The organism is Marinovum sp. J2-8, from assembly GCF_055808435.1.
Window position 1 is genome coordinate 128,434 of sequence record NZ_JBVVRZ010000008.1, and the last position, 15,940, is coordinate 144,373.

15 protein-coding genes are annotated in these 15,940 nt (G+C 58.5%); 4 read left to right on the top strand and 11 right to left on the bottom strand.

The window, feature by feature from the left end; all coding sequences use genetic code 11:
• The first annotated feature begins 183 nt into the window (after positions 1-183).
• Both AC0L4F_RS19945 and AC0L4F_RS19950 read left to right on the top strand, forming a co-directional pair.
• Positions 184-1,881, top strand: a complete 1,698-nt coding sequence (locus AC0L4F_RS19945) for a sensor histidine kinase (protein WP_244691132.1) — start codon at positions 184-186, stop codon at positions 1,879-1,881.
• Complete coding sequence (locus AC0L4F_RS19950; RefSeq protein WP_244691133.1) at positions 1,878-2,306, top strand: response regulator; 429 nt, start codon at positions 1,878-1,880, stop codon at positions 2,304-2,306. The genes AC0L4F_RS19945 and AC0L4F_RS19950 overlap by 4 nt, the downstream gene beginning before the upstream one ends.
• 140 nt (positions 2,307-2,446) lie before the next feature.
• Here AC0L4F_RS19950 and AC0L4F_RS19955 read toward each other — a convergent pair whose 3' ends face one another.
• From AC0L4F_RS19955 to AC0L4F_RS19970, 4 genes are all read right to left on the bottom strand, one after another.
• Entirely contained in the window at positions 2,447-3,124 is a 678-nt protein-coding gene (locus AC0L4F_RS19955; protein WP_244691134.1) for a response regulator, read from the bottom strand.
• Positions 3,125-3,267: 143 nt separating this feature from the next.
• Complete coding sequence (gene oiaX, locus AC0L4F_RS19960) at positions 3,268-4,515, bottom strand: 3-oxo-isoapionate-4-phosphate decarboxylase OiaX (protein ID WP_244691135.1); 1,248 nt, start codon at positions 4,513-4,515, stop codon at positions 3,268-3,270.
• A 66-nt stretch (positions 4,516-4,581) separates the two neighbouring features.
• On the bottom strand, positions 4,582-5,598 hold the full coding sequence (locus AC0L4F_RS19965; protein WP_244691136.1) for a class 1 fructose-bisphosphatase: 1,017 nt from the start codon (positions 5,596-5,598) through the stop codon (positions 4,582-4,584).
• Between the two features lie 84 nt (positions 5,599-5,682).
• Positions 5,683-7,047 carry a four-carbon acid sugar kinase family protein gene (locus AC0L4F_RS19970; RefSeq protein WP_244691137.1) on the bottom strand — a complete coding sequence of 455 codons (1,365 nt, stop codon included), beginning with the start codon at positions 7,045-7,047 and terminating at the stop codon, positions 5,683-5,685.
• A gap of 127 nt (positions 7,048-7,174) precedes the next feature.
• On the opposite strand from AC0L4F_RS19970, the gene AC0L4F_RS19975 reads away from it, so the two are divergent.
• Positions 7,175-8,005 carry a phosphogluconate dehydrogenase C-terminal domain-containing protein gene (locus tag AC0L4F_RS19975; RefSeq protein WP_280520695.1) on the top strand — a complete coding sequence of 277 codons (831 nt, stop codon included), beginning with the start codon at positions 7,175-7,177 and terminating at the stop codon, positions 8,003-8,005.
• A gap of 80 nt (positions 8,006-8,085) precedes the next feature.
• Here AC0L4F_RS19975 and AC0L4F_RS19980 read toward each other — a convergent pair whose 3' ends face one another.
• The 7 genes from AC0L4F_RS19980 to uxaC all read right to left on the bottom strand — a co-directional run bounded on the left by AC0L4F_RS19980 (position 8,086) and on the right by uxaC (position 15,588).
• Positions 8,086-9,366, bottom strand: a complete 1,281-nt coding sequence (locus AC0L4F_RS19980) for a TRAP transporter large permease (RefSeq protein WP_244691138.1) — start codon at positions 9,364-9,366, stop codon at positions 8,086-8,088.
• Positions 9,249-9,893, bottom strand: a complete 645-nt coding sequence (locus tag AC0L4F_RS19985) for a TRAP transporter small permease (RefSeq protein WP_244691139.1) — start codon at positions 9,891-9,893, stop codon at positions 9,249-9,251. Before AC0L4F_RS19985 ends, AC0L4F_RS19980 begins: the two co-directional genes overlap by 118 nt.
• Before the next feature lie 65 nt (positions 9,894-9,958).
• Positions 9,959-10,936, bottom strand: coding sequence for a TRAP transporter substrate-binding protein (locus tag AC0L4F_RS19990; protein WP_473446923.1), 978 nt, complete (start codon positions 10,934-10,936; stop codon positions 9,959-9,961).
• Positions 10,937-11,156: 220 nt separating this feature from the next.
• On the bottom strand, positions 11,157-12,620 hold the full coding sequence (locus tag AC0L4F_RS19995; RefSeq protein WP_244691146.1) for a mannitol dehydrogenase family protein: 1,464 nt from the start codon (positions 12,618-12,620) through the stop codon (positions 11,157-11,159).
• Positions 12,598-13,344: a 2-dehydro-3-deoxy-D-gluconate 5-dehydrogenase KduD gene (kduD, locus tag AC0L4F_RS20000; protein WP_244691140.1), complete on the bottom strand. Its 747-nt coding sequence runs from the start codon at positions 13,342-13,344 to the stop codon at positions 12,598-12,600. The genes AC0L4F_RS19995 and kduD overlap by 23 nt, the downstream gene beginning before the upstream one ends.
• On the bottom strand, positions 13,341-14,165 hold the full coding sequence (kduI, locus tag AC0L4F_RS20005) for a 5-dehydro-4-deoxy-D-glucuronate isomerase (protein WP_244691141.1): 825 nt from the start codon (positions 14,163-14,165) through the stop codon (positions 13,341-13,343). Before kduI ends, kduD begins: the two co-directional genes overlap by 4 nt.
• 16 nt (positions 14,166-14,181) lie before the next feature.
• Complete coding sequence (gene uxaC, locus AC0L4F_RS20010) at positions 14,182-15,588, bottom strand: glucuronate isomerase (protein ID WP_244691142.1); 1,407 nt, start codon at positions 15,586-15,588, stop codon at positions 14,182-14,184.
• A gap of 117 nt (positions 15,589-15,705) precedes the next feature.
• Between uxaC and AC0L4F_RS20015 the strand changes: the two genes are divergently transcribed.
• A partial coding sequence (locus AC0L4F_RS20015; RefSeq protein WP_244691143.1) for a GntR family transcriptional regulator occupies positions 15,706-15,940 on the top strand: 235 nt, incomplete at its 3' end.

Consider the following 15,940-nt stretch of genomic DNA (forward strand, 5'->3'; position numbering starts at 1 on the left):
AAGGGATCAATGGGCCGACGGTCACTTTTATTCAGGTTGCGGGCGGGCGCAATTTTTCTGGTCTTTTCTGGTCTCTTTTCTCTTTGTGGTGTCTGGTATACATTGGATTGGCTGGGAGGAAAGGCAAAGGATCTGACAACAGAAACCTCCTCTCTATTGCAGGTCACCCGAAAGATTCCGGAAATGAGCCTTAAAGTGGGGTCTTTTCCTGCGCGGCTTCTCGATTCAACGCAGACGGCGGAATTGGCAGAGATGCGTCGCGAAACCCAAATTACCTTTTCAGAAATCATTCCATTGGCAAGCCTGGTCGGTGAAAATGAGGGGCTGGATTTTAAATCCGGCCAATCGGCATTTCAGGATCTGCTTGCAGTGCAAGAGAAATTCATTGCCGAAAGTACCAAGATAGATGCGCTTGTGAATGCGGAAATTCTTCGGTTGAATCGGATGTCGCGTGCCATTCGGCAGGCGAGATCGTCGGTCATGTTGGATTTCGTCACCGCCGCTGCGGAGACGAGCGAACGGCAAAGCTCGGTCAATGTTCTGTTTGAATTTTCCGAGTTTGAGAGCAATGTGACGACATTGATTGTCTTGACACAATCCTTGCCGACCCTGCCCGCAGAGGCGGCATTGGGCCTTAGATCAAATGTCATTCGCCAGATTGATGCCATGACCACCACGCTTGGTCGGTTGCCCGAAAGCAGCGAACGCTCGGCCCTGGCCAAGGACATGAATAACTATCGTGCGGCCTTCCTTGGGCTGGGCGGCGGATTTGACATGGTCGTGACCCTTGTAACCCTTGAACAAAGCCGTCGCGCCCTTTTGGATCAGGCAATCGGGTTTGTCGGGACATTGGTCGATTGGAGTGAAAACGTCACCAGCAAGTCGACGGCTGACTTTGAAATGGCTTTGGTGAATATCCAAAACAGAATTGCCGCGGCGCGGTCAATTGGCGTAACAGTCACCTTGTTTTTCTGGATCGGCTGCGTTTTGTTATTTTGGTACCTTCTGGAAATGAGGTTGTTTCGCCGCTTGGCCGGAATTACCGGACATATCCGCGAGATGAATGATGGCCACCTTTCCACTGCGTTGAGAGTTTCCGGCAATGACGAGGTCGGCGAAGTTGAAGAGGCCGTGGATCGCGCCCGAATTCTGGCGCGGGATCTTACGGACCGGAACGAAGAATTGCATCGGTTTGCCTATGTGGCCGCGCATGATCTTCGTGCGCCGTTACGTGCGGTCAAATCGTTGATCTCCTGGACGATCGAAGACCACGGCGATGTTTTGCCCGACGAAGCGCGGGAGAACCTCGACACGATGGACGCGCGATTGACGCGGCTTTCCGAGCTATTGGCGGCGCTGCTGGATTATGCACGCGCGGGTCAGGTCGAGGAGGAAATCGGCGTTTTTGACCTGACTGAATTTGCCTCGGATCTGCGACAGGTCTATTTTCCGGACAAGAATTTTGAAATCCTGATTGCGGGGATCCCGCCGGTGATTGAGACCTATCCAACACCAATTCAGACCATTTTGCTGAACCTTGTCAGCAATGCCATCAAGCATCATGATCGGCCGGATGGACGTATCGTTCTGGATGCGGCTTTTACTCCAACCGGCATGCGATTTCGTGTCAGCGATGATGGCCCGGGGATTCCCAAGAAATACCAGGACCGAATATTTGTATTGTTCCAAACTTTGAAATCCCGCGATGATGTCGAAGGATCGGGTCTCGGGCTGGCATTGATTCAAAAGCTCGCCATTTCTTTTGGGGGCAGTGTTTTTGTGCTGTCAAACCCGGAGGTTGCCCGGGGCTGCGTATTTGAAGTTCACCTGCCGTTTGGCGCCGCTGTCAAACCCTTTACACCCAAGGAGATTGCCGCATGACAGACAAGAGCCGCGTGACGTTTCTCATTGTAGACGACGATTCCGTCGCCGTTATGGCGATAAAGAGAACGTTAAGGAAATTGAGGCTGACCAACCCTGTCGAAGTGGCCAGAGATGGGCAGGAGGCGCTTGATTTGTTGCAAGGCAACGGAATTTCGCCAATCAAGAAACCCTATATCATCTTGCTTGACCTCAACATGCCACGCATGTCCGGATTGGAATTTCTGGCCGTGGTTCGGGAAGATAAGGAGCTTGCGAATTCAGTGGTGTTTGTGCTGACGACATCGGATGCGCCGTCGGACATCGCCGCGGCCTATCGCCATAAAATTGCCGGGTATATTGTAAAAGAAAACGCCAGTGAAACAATCAGCACCGCAATTTCGATGCTGGACAGCTATACGGAAATTGTTTCATTTGATAAATAGGCTGGCGGTTTTGCTCAAAGGTCGGTCTGCGCCCGCAGGCCGTTCGGATTAATCAATTATTTGTATCGGAGTTGGCCGCAGTGGGCCTATCGCCCGGCGGAACGCGGTATGTCGCGCCCAGCCGGGAAGGGTATTGGGGGTCAATTGTAGGGCTTCAAAAAGCCCTGACTGTATTGTTCAACCTCGTCGAAGTAGCGCCAGATCCTCAGGCAATGTTCTTCGATTTCGTCAAGCGCCTCTGGCGAGGGTCGCAGGTTTTGCGCGTGGCAGGATCGGATAAAGTTTGTCTTTTTATAGATCTGCTTCAAGCGCGGTTGAATTTCGGTGACCAATTCGGCGGCAATGCCCTGGATCACGCAATCGGTGGCAATCCGCATTTCCTCAAGCGCCATCTTGTCCAGAAGACCGACCGACAGGGCGGATTGAATCGTGTCGCGCAGACGGGTCACCGTCAGACTTTCCTTGGGCAAGAAGTTCGCACAGCCCAACCGCATGGATTGGACAATCGTTTCCGCATCATCATGTCCGGAAACCATGATGACCGGTGAATGCGCATTGATCCGGTTGCTGCGCACCAATTCCAAAGCATCATGGCCCGTCATCTCGCCCAGCTCATGGTCGAGCAGGAAGAGGTCAATGTCCTTGGAATCGACAATCCATGAAAATTCTTCAAGCGTGGCGCAAGTCGATACACCAACCGGCGCGCCGATTTTGCCAATCATCCTTTTCAGGTTTTGACGATCAAAGGTATTGTCGTCCAGAATTGCGATTTCAATTTGCTGATCTTCGGCTTTGTCCGCACCGGGCATATCCAGCATGACGTTACTCCATTCGTTGCCTGAACAACTTTTTCAGAAGTTGGCCTACAAATATTTAACGCCGGAAATTTAAACGCCTAAATTTTAAGGAGAAATCTCAATGCCGCAGGCTGCGACCGGGCGGGGCGGTTTGCCGCCGCCGGTCAGCCCCATGTTGCCAGCGCCGCAGCCAGCTCCCGGTGGTCGCGGGCATAGTCGGCCAGCTCGACATCGGCCGCCGCCGCATCCCATGCCTGGCGAATGGCGCGCACGCCCGCCGCCGCCCCCATCGGGTGGCCATGAATGCCGCCGCCGCCAAGGTACATAAGGTCCAACGTGCGCCCGGTTTGGCGATAGGTGTCCACGGCCTGGCCGCCCCATTGCCCGGAACAGACCACAGGCAGCGCGCGGTCGCTTTCGTCAAAAATCGGCTCGGCCATCGCGTGAAAGGACCGCACAAAGCTTTCGTCTGGTTCCCAGTATTTGGCGCGGATGCCGTTGATCTGAAACTGATCCACTCCCAGCAGGCGCCAGATTCTCTGATAGGCGCGGAATTCCATGCCGAAACCGGGGTGCCGGGTCAGCACATCCCAGCCGTTGCGATGGGCATGCAGACACAACCCGGAGCGTTTGCGCAAAAACGCCATGCCGCCGTAGCCGATGGAATTGATATTGATGACGGCGGCATTGCCGCCCGCCGCAACCACCATGTCATGGTTGCGCATCATCACATCCGGGTCAGCCGACGAGATGCCAAAGGCATACATCACCCGTTTGCCGGTTTTCTGTTCATGCGCGTCGATCACCGGCATGATGGCCTTGATCCGGTCAGACAGCGGCGAATAGCCGGGGTTCATCAGCTTTTCATCATCCTTGATGAAATCAACCCCGGCGTCGCAAAGCTGGGCCACGACGGCGGCGGTTTCATCCGGTAAAAGCCCAAGCGACGGTTTGATGATCGAGGCGATCATCGGCCCCGCGGTCACGCCCATCAGCCGCCGGGATCCTGCGATGCCGAATTGCGGCCCCGGATGACAGGACCAGGCGGCAGGCAAATCAATATCCATCACCCGAATACCGCTGAGCCCACGCACCGCGAAGACACCGCCAACCGTGATGGTCATCAAGGCGGCAATATCCGTGCCAACCGCCTCTAGCGGATAGGCGATCACCACATCGGCCCGGTTGTACGGCCCCTGGCCACCGGGGTCGGGCAGGGTGGGCACATCTGTCGGGGCCAGCGGTGTGATTGCTTCGACGCGCGCGGCGCAACGGGCCTGAACAGCGGCGGTTTCACCGGGCAATTCGGTAAAGGTGCCGGTCGATTGATCCGAGGCTATCTTTGCCGCCAGGGCCGCAATGTCGCCGGCGGTTTCAAGACGATAGGTGACTCTGATCCATGCATTGCCCATTGCGGAATTCTTGCCTTTGCTAAGGCGCCCGCCATGGTCGGCGGGCGCATCCTGTGATTTGGCCGCTCAGGATTGCGCGGCCTCCTGGTGGTATTGGGTCAGGATCTCGACCTCTTGTTTCGAGCCGAGGATGACCGGCACCCGCATGTGGTGGCTGGTGGGGGTCACATCCATGATCCGTTCGGTCCCGGTCGAGGCCGCGCCGCCCGCCTGTTCGACGATCATCGCCATTGGGTTGGCTTCGTACATCAGGCGCAGCTTGCCGCCCATTTCGCGGTTGCCATCATCGCAAGGATAGATGAACACACCGCCACGGGTCAGAATACGGTGAACATCGGCCACCATGGCCGCAACCCAGCGCATGTTGAACTTCTTTTGCCGCGGGCCGGTTTTGCCCTGAATACATTCGTCATAGTAACGTTTGATCGGCTGGTCCCACATCTGATACCGCGAGGTGTTGATCGCAAATTCGGCCGCGGCTTCGGGGATTGTCATATCTGGATGGGTGACGCGGAATTCGCCGGTGCCGGTCTGGTGGGTCAGACAATGCACGCCATTTCCGGTGGTCAGCACCAGGGATGTCGCTGGGCCATAGACCGAATAGCCGGCGCAAACCTGTTTCGAACCGGGCCGCAACACCGAACGGTCGTCGCCGGCGTCCAGTTCCGCGTCGATGACCGCCACCGAAAAGATCGAGCCAACCACCATGTTCAGCGCCAGATTGGAAGAGCCGTCCAGCGGGTCGAAATAGACGATGTAATCGCCGGGCTGGGGGTCTTTCTTCAGCCAGTAAACTTCTTCAACCTCTTCCGAAACCAGGGCCGCAACCCGGTCATTGCCCGAGCAGTGCCGCACAAAGACATCATTGGCCAGCACATCCAATTGTTGCTGCGTTTCGCCCTGAACATTGGTGTCCTCGGTGGCACCCAGAACGCCGGTGAACGCGCCGTTGTGCACCAGGTGCGACACAATCCGGCAGGAGGTGGCAATGTCTTCCAGCAAGGAGACAAGGCTGGGGTCCAGCCCGTTTTCGCGGTGCTCTTTGGTCAGGAATTCGCGCAGGGTGGCGTGGTGGATGCTCATGGCAGGTCTCTCCGATTCATCTGTCGTGGTTTGAATACCACGGGACTTCGCCCAGCACATTACCCAAGGTTACATCCGGCCATCTTATCGCAGGCCCCCGCCATCACGCACCCATCCGAAATAGTCCGGGCTGCCCATTTGCCCGCCCTTCAGCGCCAGTTCCAGACCGTCCATCGCGCCCCTGGCATGGGCACGGAAAATGGAGGCACCGGGAATGGTCGGGGCCAAGGCGGACAGGGCAAAAATCCCCAGCTCCTGCGTGGCAAAGCCGGATGTATCGCCGCCGGAAACCACGGCGCGGCGCAGGCCGTTTTGCGCCAGCACCCGCGCCAACAACCGGCCCAGCGCCGCGCCGATGTGATGGTTGGCGGTGGGCATGTCGATGGCGCTGGCCGAAACCGCAGCGCGCAACCGGGCCACCGCCGGATCATCCGGGCCAGAGGCGGTGTAGATCAACGGGTCGCGGCCATCCGACAGGGCGGCGCGGGCCGCATCACAGCAGCGGTCAATTTCGGCTTCGATGGCCTTTGCGCCGTGACAGACCGCGGTGGCGTCGAACTCAATACAGGCAAAGCCGTTGTTGCGTGACCAATTGATCTGATCCGCCGTTGTGGGCGAGACGGAGCCAGAGACCGACACCATGCCATCGGAGCGCCCAATTCCCGGCGGCGGCGGGATCATGTCCAATGCGCCGGTGTGCTGCCAGTGGGCAACAAGGGCGAATTCCACCCCCTGCGAGCCGACAACAAACCGGCTTTTGTCGCGGGCGGTCCAAATGACCCGCCCGGCAGCAGTGTCGGAGGCGTGATCCATCGAATCCAGCGAGACAAGTTTGATGCGATCCGGGGCGGCGGTGTCGGGCAATGCAACCCCGCTGGCCAGCTGTTCCAGCGACAGCAACGCCGGGTCAATCCGGTCCGATTGCCGCGAAATATGCAAGGCCACATCGGATTCATCCATCGGCGTGACCGGATGGCGCGACATCACCGGGTGCCGGTCCAGCCGATGCACATCCGCGCCCATACCGGCAAAGAGATGGCCGAAACATTGATACCGCCGCATCTGCGGCGCGGCGACCATCACCGGCACAACGGGGCTGTTCATCACTTTGGCACCAATCTCGGTTGCGCGTCCGATTGAGCCGACCTCGGGGCTGGAATCCAGTGTCGAGCACACCTTATAATGCAGCAATTGCGGGTTCATTGCCCTGAGCCGGGCAAACACATCCGGCAAATGGCGGTCCATCCATTCCGGGTTTTGTGCCCGCGCGGTCGAGGCCACCCCAATCGCGCGCAGATCCGGGAAGCGGGACAATTGCTCTGGCGTTGGCACGTCCAGGAACAGCATCGAGGGCACCCCGGCAAAGGTCAGAACTTCCATTACTGCAGAGGCGCCGGTAAAGTCATCGCCATACCAAGCGAGCCATAAGTCCTGGTTTTGAGGTGCCATTCATTCGCCAATCTGTTCGGAGCGCGCGGGGAGCCTTGCGGCTTGACTTGCATATCTAATTAGTATGTGGTTATACCAGTTGTCAATTCCATTTCCGGCAACGACCGAGACTTCGAGGAGAGAGATCATGACGAAACTGGCACTGTTCGGAGCCGGTGGCAAAATGGGGATGCGTCTGGGCGCGAACCTGGCCAAGAACGACGAATTCGAAACCATGCATGTCGAAGTATCCGAAGCCGGTCAGGCGGCGGTGCGCGATGCCTATGGCGTGGAGTGCGTGGATATGGACACGGCGCTGGATGGCGCGGACATCATTGTGCTGGCGGTGCCGGATACGGTGATCGGCAAGGTGTCGCATGGTATCATCAACAAGGTAAAATCCGGCGCCATGCTGTTCATTCTCGATGGGGCTGCGCCCTTTGCCGGACATCTGCCGGAACGGGATGACGTCACCTATTTCGTGTCGCACCCCTGTCACCCGCCGATCTGGAACGATGAAACCGAGGTCGAGGCCCGGCGCGACTATTTCGGTGGCATTGCCGCCGCCCAGGGTATCGTCAACGTCTTGGTGCAAGGCCCGGAAAAGGATTATGCCCTTGGCGAACGGGTCGGCAAGGCGATCTATGCGCCGGTGGCGCGGTCACATCGGGTGACATTGAAACAATTCGCGCTGCTTGAACCGGGCCTGTCCGAAACCGTCAACGGATCGCTGATGAAGGTCCTGCGGATGGCGATGGACGAAGTGGTGCGCAAGGGCGTGCCGCATGAATGTGCCCGCGATTTCCTTCTGGGTCATATGAACATCATGGGTGCGGTGATGTTTGACCAGCATAAGGGGGTGTTTTCCGACGCCGCCAACAAGGCGATCGAATTCGGCATTCCCGTGCTGATGAAGGATGACTGGCTGCGCTGTTTCGATGACGATGAAATCGCGGCCAGCGTTGACCGGATCACCTGAAATCACGACCCTTGAAATGATACGGCGCGCGTTGGGCAATCCCTACGCGCGCCGTTTTCTTTTGGCTTATGGTGTCGCGATCAATCCAGCAGTCCCGGTAAGGTCAGAGAGACCGCCGGCACAAAGGTCGTCAGCACCAGCGCCACCAGAATGGCAAGGTAGAACGGCCAGATCGTGCGCACCGCGACCTCCATCGGCAATTTGCCAACCGCACAGCCCACAAACAGGCAGGACCCAACCGGAGGTGTACACAGGCCAAGGCCAAGGTTCATCATCATCATCATGCCGAATTGCAGCGGATCAATCCCGAGCGTATTGGCGACCGGCAAAAAGATTGGCGTACAGATCAGGATCAGCGCCGCCATGTCCATGATCATGCCCAACACCAGCAGGGCAAAGTTGATCATCAACAGGATCAGAATCCAGTTGTCTGTGATGCTGGTCAGGAACTCGACCGTCAGCGCAGGCACCCGGAAGAACGTCAGCATATAGGCAAAGGCCCCGGCACAGGCGATCAGGATCATCACCATCGCCGTTGTGCGCACCGATTGCAGCACCGCGATTTTGAAATTCTCCCATGTGATGCCGCGATAGACGATCAATGTAACGACAAAGGCATAGATCGCGCCAAATGCACCGGATTCCGTGACGGTAAAGATGCCGGACAACACACCGCCGACAATGATCACCGCCGTGAACAGACCGGGCAGGGCGTAGACAAAGCTCAGGAACAGGGCGGTCCAGCCGGGAAACTTTTCGGCCTTGTAGCCGCGTTTGACCGCAACCAGATAGGCCGCCGTTGCCAGGCAGACGCACATCAACATTCCCGGAACAACCCCGGCCAGGAACAGTTTAGAAATCGAAATGCCCCCCCCGGCCGCCACGGCAAAGATGATCATGTTGTGGCTGGGCGGGATCATGATCCCCGCAATCGACGAGGTCACGGTGACATTCACCGCATAATCGGGATCATAGCCTTTTTCCTTCATCACCGGGATCAGGATCGACCCCAATGCGGAAATATCGGCCACGGCCGAGCCGGAAATCCCGCCGAACAACATCGACGAAAACACGTTGACGATGCCCAGGCCGCCGCGCACGGCGCCAACGGCGGATGAGGCGAATTTCACCAATCGCATGGCGATGCCGCCATGAAACATCATTTCACCGGCAAAGATGAAAAACGGGATCGCCATCAGCGAAAAGACGTTGATCCCGGAAATGATCCGCTGAAAGCCGATCATCAGCGGCAGACCTTCCCACCAGAAGGCCGAGACCGCAGAAATGCCCAGGGCAAATGCCACTGGCACGCCCGCAACAACACAGAGCGCAAAAACGCCCAGCAATAGAGCCAAACCCATGATGTCCGCCTATTCGATAATATCGGTGCGGAGATCGGTGTCGCGCAGGATGCGCACCAAATGTCCAACCGAAAAAGGAAAATCAAACCACCCGCCAGCGCCAAAGGCAAAGACCGCAGGCCTTCGGGCAGGTGAAGCAATGGGATCTCGGAGCCCCATTTGAAGATCGTCAACTGGGTTCCGTACCATGCCATAAGCAGGCCAAAACCGCCCATCACCACATCGGTGAACATCATCAGCAGCCGGCGCAAATGCGGCATGACCGAGGTGCGCAGGATCGACACGGACAGATGTGTATGTTCATGCACCCCAACCGCAGAGCCAAGAAACGCAATGACCATAACCAGAAGGAAAGCCACCTGTTCCACCCATGTTGGTGTCGCATTCAGCACATATCGGCCATAAACCAGCCAGCCAAAAATCACTGTCAGCACAACCAGGGAAATGCCGGTGATCAGCTTGCACACAAAAGCAATGGAATCGAGCGTACCATCAAAGGCCCGCCAAAAGCGGTGCGTATCTTGCATAAAATCTCTCCCAGAGAGGTCACCGCCCGGCCCATCATGTGGACCGGGCGGCTGACTTTGCTATATTATTCGGTGGTCTGGATCAGTTCGACCAAATCCCGCAGGTCGGGGTTGGCCTCCAGATATGCCTCATAGACCGGGGCCATAGCTTCCTGGAATGCGGTCTTGTTCGGGATCTCGTTGAAGTTGACGCCAGCTTCCATCACTTTGGTCTGGCTTGCCGCTTCACGCTCTTTCCACAGTTCCCGTTGCAGAACGGCCAATTCCTGGGCTGCTTCCTTGACCGCGACCTTCATGTCGTCGGACAGACCCGCCCAGGTGTCGGCATTGATGCACAGGCACTCGGGAATGATCAGGTGTTGGCTCAGTGAATAGTAGCCCGCCACTTCGTAGTGACCGGTCAATTCATAGGACGGCCAGTTGTTTTCCGCACCGTCGACAACGCCGGTTTTCAGCGATTGATAGACCTCGGAAAACGCCATCGGCGAGGGGTTGCCACCCAAGGCAGAGATCATGCCGGTGAACAGATCGTTGTTCATCACCCGCACTTTCAGGCCAACAACATCCGCCGGGGTTTCGATCGGCTTCTGGCTATAGAAAGACCGCGCACCGGCGTCATACCATGCCAGCGGGTAAAGACCCTTTTCCGCCATGCCGGCGGCAATGGCTTCGCCGCCTTCGCTTTCCAGAACGCGGAACATGTGATCCACATTCTTGAAGATGAACGGCAGCGACACAACGTTGGCCGCCGGTGCAATCGGGCCAATCGGGCCAAGGTTGAAGTTGCCGATTGCCAGACCGCCAAGGCGCACCTGCTCGATGCCATCAGGTTGCGAGCCAAGCGTGCCGCCGTGGAACATTTGCAGGGAAATTTCGCCGCCGGTCTTTTCGTCCAGCAGTTCGGCGAATTTATCCATTGCGACGGTGTTGGGGTAACCTTCGGTGTGGATGTTCCACCCACGCCAGTTGTCAGCCACGGCCGCAGTGGCCAAAAGACCGGCAACACCGGCAGTGAAAATCGTTTTTGAAAGGCGCATGAACATTTGTGTCCTCCTCCGTTGCGCTTGAATGACTTCTTGTTCGGTCGTTCAAATCGTGTGGCGGCCGCACCCGCAGGGCAGGCCATCCTGATTTTGGCAGTGCCCCGGTCCGGGAACCCGCCGAGTTGTTCTGTTTATGGCCATTTACCCGGACAATGACCGTGGCCGGTCCGGAGGCTTCTTACAGGCGTTGATGAACTGGTATACTAGTAATTTCTGGAAATCAAACTTTTTGTGAACTCCCGACCAAGCCAGTCACCATTGACCGCGCGCCCCGGTTTGTCAGGCCAACAAACGCATCGGTGACAGCACAGATAAATGCTTTATTTTCAGCGAGTTGTGCGGGAAACACGTCGCGAATTTCGAGCAGGGCCACGACCTTGTCAGCAGGGGTTTCACCCTGATCCGACGCCGCCCGAAGCCGGTCTGCGAGTGGATCGCGCACATCAATTTTTGCGCCATTTTCGTCCACACCGCCGATATACCGCATCCATCCCGCCACCGCGAGGCAGAGTCCAAGCGGCACACGCCCGGCCGCCAGATTGTCGGAAATGGTTCCCAAAAGCCGCTGCGGAAGTTTCTGACTGCCGTCCATGGCGATCTGCCAGGTGCGATGCCGGATCGCGGTATCCCGGTAACGCGCAAGCAGGGCCTTGGCATAGGCGGGCAGGTCCTCCCCCTCTGGCTGCGGCACGGTTGGCAGGATCTCGTCCCGCCAAAGCATGTCGCACAAGGCGGCATAGGCTGGGTCCGCCACGGTGTCCGAAATGGTGTCATATCCGCCAAGGTAGCCAAGATAGGCCAGTGTCGAATGCGTGCCATTCAAACAGCGCAGTTTCATGGTTTCATGCGCGTCGACATTCTCGACAAATTGCACCCCGGCCACGGCCCAATCCGGGCGGCCATCGGCAAAATTATCCTCGATCACCCATTGGCGAAATGCCTCATGCACGACACAGGCGGGGTCGTAATATCCCGCATCCGCCGCCAGCGTTTCGACATCCGCATCGGTGGTGGCCGGGGTGATCCGGTCCACCATGGTGGCGGGGAAGGGCACATTGGCCTCGATCCAGGCTGCAAGATCGCCATCGACCAGACGGGCAAAATCCAGCACCACGCCACGTGCCAGGTGGCCGTTGGACGGCAGGTTGTCACAGGACAATACGGTAAAGGGCGTGTCACCCGCCGCCCGCCGCTTGGCCAGGGCCGAAACCAGAAAGCCGGGCGCAGATTTCGGCTGGTCGGGATGGGCCAGATCATGGGTAATGTCCGGGTGATCGGCGTTCAGACGTCCGGTGGCGGGCGCGTGGCAATAGCCCTTTTCCGTGACCGTCAGTGACACGATCTTGACCGCGGGGTCGGCCATGGCCGCAAGCACCGCGCCGGGGTCTTCCGGGGCCACAAGAACATCCGTGATCGCATGGATCACCTTGGCCGTATTGCCAGCCGCCCCCAGCGTGACCGAGGTATAGGCCCCGCCCTGTGGTTGCATCTGGTCGCGGGCGGTGGGGCTGCGCAGTGACACCGCCACGATGCCCCAATCCCCGCCTTTGGCGGCCATGGCCTCATCCGTGTAGACCGCATTGAAGGCGCGGAAAAACGCGCCGGGGCCCAGATGGACAATCCCGGTTTTGGGCGTGGCGCCAGTGCGGGTCAGACGGGGTCTATCGGGCAAGCCAACCTCCATCGACATTCAAGACCGCGCCGGTGACATAGCCGGATGCAGGCATGCACAGGAACGACACCGCCCCGGCAATATCCGCCGGATCACCCCAACGCCCCGCCGGAATACGGCCAAGGATTTCCGCAGACCGTTTCGGGTCTTCGCGCAGGGCGGTGGTGTTGTTGGTGGCAATATAGCCCGGCGCCACAGCATTGACGTTGATGCCCGCGCCCGCCCATTCGTTGGCCAGCGCCTTGGTCAGACCGGCAACCCCGTGTTTCGACGCGGTATAGGCCGGCACGCGAATGCCGCCCTGAAAGCTGAGCAGCGAGGCAATATTGACGATCCGACCGCCGTTACCGCGTGCAATGGCCTGTTTGGCAAAGGCCTGACACAGCAGGAAAACCGCCTTGAGATTGACCTCAAGCACATCATCCCAATCGGATTCAGCGAAATCCACGGCATCTTCGCGCCGGATGATGCCGGCGTTGTTGACCAGAATGTCCAGATCGCCAACCCCGGACAGAACCGCCGCGCCCGCCGCCGGATCTGCAAGATCCAGCGTCAGCGCCTCAGCGGTGCCGCCCGCCGCTTCGATCAAGCCCACAGTTTCCGCACAAGACGACCGCCCGGCGGCAATCACATGCGCGCCTTCGGCGGCCAGCCCGACGGCAACCGCCTGACCGATGCCGGTGTTGGCGCCTGTCACCAACGCCCGCTGGCCTGTCAGTGAAAAGGCGCTGCTCATCGCAGATCCCCCATGTCGACCATGTCCATATCGGTGAAATCAACATTGTCACCGGCCATCGCCCAGCAGAAGGTGTAAGATCCGGTACCCGCACCACAATGCACCGACCAGGGCGGGGAAATCACAGCTTCTTCGTTTGCCATCACCAGGTGGCGGGTCTCATCCGGTTTGCCCATGATGTGGAAGACACGCGCGTCGTCGGGCAGATCGAAATACAGATATGCCTCCATCCGGCGATCATGGGTATGGGCAGGCATGGTGTTCCAGACCGAGCCTTCGGCGAATTGCGTGTAGCCCATCAACAGCTGGCAGCTTTCGCAAACGTCCGGGTGCAGCACCTGAATAATCACCCGTTCATTGGCGGTTTCGCGCGATCCCATTTCGACCCGGCGGGCGTCTGCCACCCGGATCAGTTTTGTCGGGCAGCTGCGATGCGCCGGGGCCGACAGCACATAGAAGCGCCCGGATGCAAACGTCACCGGACCGGCGCCCATGCCGATATACAGAACCTCGCCACGCGTCATGTCATGGGTTTCGCCGCCCACGGAAATCGCGCCCGTGTCGCCCATGCACAGGGCCGCCATTTCGCGCCGTTCAAGAAAGGTTGCGGTGCCGGTTTCCGGCACGTGGTCCAGCACCAGCGGCGCGCCATCGGTCACGGCAGAGCCGAGGATCAGGCGGTCGTAATGCGAATAGACCAACTTGATCTCGCCCGCGTTGAAAAGGCCGCTGACATGAAAATGGTCGCGCAGGCCCTGGGTGTCCAGGGTCTTGGCTGTGGCGGGGTCGATGGCATAGCGGGTTTCGGCAGTCAGGGTCATTCTTGGTCCTTTGGTATCAAAGCTTGTAGGCCGCTTTCGCGAGGCCATATGTCAGGTCATGTGCCACTTCATAGGCATCTGCTTCGCGCAGACGTCCGGTGGCGACAAGTTGGGCGAGATAGGCGCAATCCGACCGGCGGGCGACGTCGTGACGTGCCGGGATCGAACAGAATGCGCGGGTGTCGTCGTTGAAACCCGCAGTGTTATAGAACCCACAGGTTTCGGTGGTGGTTTCGCGGAAACGGCGAATGCCCTCGTAGCTGTCAAAGAACCACCATGGCGGCCCCAGACGCAGCGCCGGATAGACGCCCGCCAGCGGCGCAAGTTCGCGGCCATAGGCGGTTTCATCCAGCGTAAACAGGATGATGGTCAGGTCCGGCTCCATCCCCACCGCATCCAGCAGCGGTTTCAACGCGGCAACGTAATCGGTGCGACCGGGAATATCGAAGCCCTTGTCGCGGCCAAAAGTGGCAAAGATATTGGCAGAGTGATTGCGCCGCGATCCGGGGTGAATTTGCAGGGTCAGCCCGTCATCAAGGCTCATCCGTGCCATTTCGGTCAACATCTGCCCCCGGAACAGATCGGCCTCGTCAGCGGTGAAATCGCCGCTGCGCACCTTGTCATAAAGCGTCGCCGCCTGATCCTGCGGCAGATCGGCGGTGCGCGCCGTGGGGTGGCCGTGGTCCGATGCGGTTGCGCCGAAGCTTTTGAAAAACGCCCGCCGTGTGCGGTGCGCGGCCAGATAACCGGCCCAGGTGGCCGTGTCCTCGCCGGTCAATGCGCCCAGTTGAACGAGGTTGTCGGCAAAGCCTTCGAATTCCGGGTCAACCACGGCGTCGGGCCGGTATGTCGTGACCACTCGCCCCTGCCAGCCGCTGTCGCGGATCGCTGCGTGATGGCGCAGATCGTCAAGCGCGCCTTCGGTGGTGGCCAAAAGCTCCAGGTTGAAACTCTCAAACAGGGCGCGGGGGCGAAAGGCATCGGTCGCCAGTTTCGCCTCGATATGATCATAACAGGCATCGGCGGTCTCGGCAGACAGCACGGTGTTCAGCCCGAAGACATGTTCAAACGAATGTTCCAGCCACATCGCCGACGGCGTGCCGCGAAACAGGTGATAGCGCTCTGCAAACCGACGCCAGATCGCGCGCGGGTCGCTTTCGACCGGGCCGCCATCGACGCGGGGAACACCCAGTTCGGCCAGCGTCACACCTTGGCTGACCAACATGCGAAATACATAATGATCGGGGATGACAAACAGTTCCGCCGGATTCGGAAACCGCGCGTTTTCGGCAAACCAACTGGGGTCGCAATGTCCGTGCGGTGACAGGATCGGCAGATCGCAAACGCTCTGATACATGGCGCGGGCCATGTCGCGCAAACGCGGCTCAATCGGAAACAGACGATCGGGATCTGTAAGTGTCATTGGCCGTGGTTCCCCCCGTGTTTGGCAAGCTGATCTTCTAATATGCTAGTTTGCCAGTTGTGTCAAAATGTATCTTGGGGTAACAACACGTCACCTTATTTCAAGACCGGAGAGAGCATGTCAGACCTTGCCATTGCCCCGCTTGCCGATGCGCCGGTAAAATCGGCCACGGAACAGGTGTTTGACGCCCTCTATGAAGCGGTGATTTCATTGCAATTGACGCCGGGCACCAAAGTGTCCGAAATCGAGGTTGCCAAACAGCTGGGTGTGTCTCGTCAACCTGTGCGGGATGCGTTTTTCCGCCTGTCAAACCTTGGGTTTTTGGCGATCCGCCCCCAACGCGCCACGTTGA

Bases quoted from the DNA above. Each gene is read 5' to 3' on its own strand.
- AC0L4F_RS19945 (WP_244691132.1), top strand. From the start codon at position 184: ATGAGCCTTAAAGTGGGGTCTTTTCCTGCGCGGCTTCTCGATTCAACG.
- AC0L4F_RS19965 (WP_244691136.1), bottom strand. From the start codon at position 5,598: ATGAGCATCCACCACGCCACCCTGCGCGAATTCCTGACCAAAGAGCAC.
- AC0L4F_RS19980 (WP_244691138.1), bottom strand. From the start codon at position 9,366: ATGGGTTTGGCTCTATTGCTGGGCGTTTTTGCGCTCTGTGTTGTTGCG.
- AC0L4F_RS19990 (WP_473446923.1), bottom strand. From the start codon at position 10,936: ATGTTCATGCGCCTTTCAAAAACGATTTTCACTGCCGGTGTTGCCGGT.
- kduD (WP_244691140.1), bottom strand. From the start codon at position 13,344: ATGAGCAGCGCCTTTTCACTGACAGGCCAGCGGGCGTTGGTGACAGGC.
- AC0L4F_RS19950 (WP_244691133.1), top strand. From the start codon at position 1,878: ATGACAGACAAGAGCCGCGTGACGTTTCTCATTGTAGACGACGATTCC.
- AC0L4F_RS19985 (WP_244691139.1), bottom strand. From the start codon at position 9,893: ATGCAAGATACGCACCGCTTTTGGCGGGCCTTTGATGGTACGCTCGAT.
- AC0L4F_RS19970 (WP_244691137.1), bottom strand. From the start codon at position 7,047: ATGGCACCTCAAAACCAGGACTTATGGCTCGCTTGGTATGGCGATGAC.
- uxaC (WP_244691142.1), bottom strand. From the start codon at position 15,588: ATGACACTTACAGATCCCGATCGTCTGTTTCCGATTGAGCCGCGTTTG.
- AC0L4F_RS19995 (WP_244691146.1), bottom strand. From the start codon at position 12,620: ATGGAGGTTGGCTTGCCCGATAGACCCCGTCTGACCCGCACTGGCGCC.
- kduI (WP_244691141.1), bottom strand. From the start codon at position 14,165: ATGACCCTGACTGCCGAAACCCGCTATGCCATCGACCCCGCCACAGCC.
- AC0L4F_RS19955 (WP_244691134.1), bottom strand. From the start codon at position 3,124: ATGCTGGATATGCCCGGTGCGGACAAAGCCGAAGATCAGCAAATTGAA.
- AC0L4F_RS19975 (WP_280520695.1), top strand. From the start codon at position 7,175: ATGACGAAACTGGCACTGTTCGGAGCCGGTGGCAAAATGGGGATGCGT.
- oiaX (WP_244691135.1), bottom strand. From the start codon at position 4,515: ATGGGCAATGCATGGATCAGAGTCACCTATCGTCTTGAAACCGCCGGC.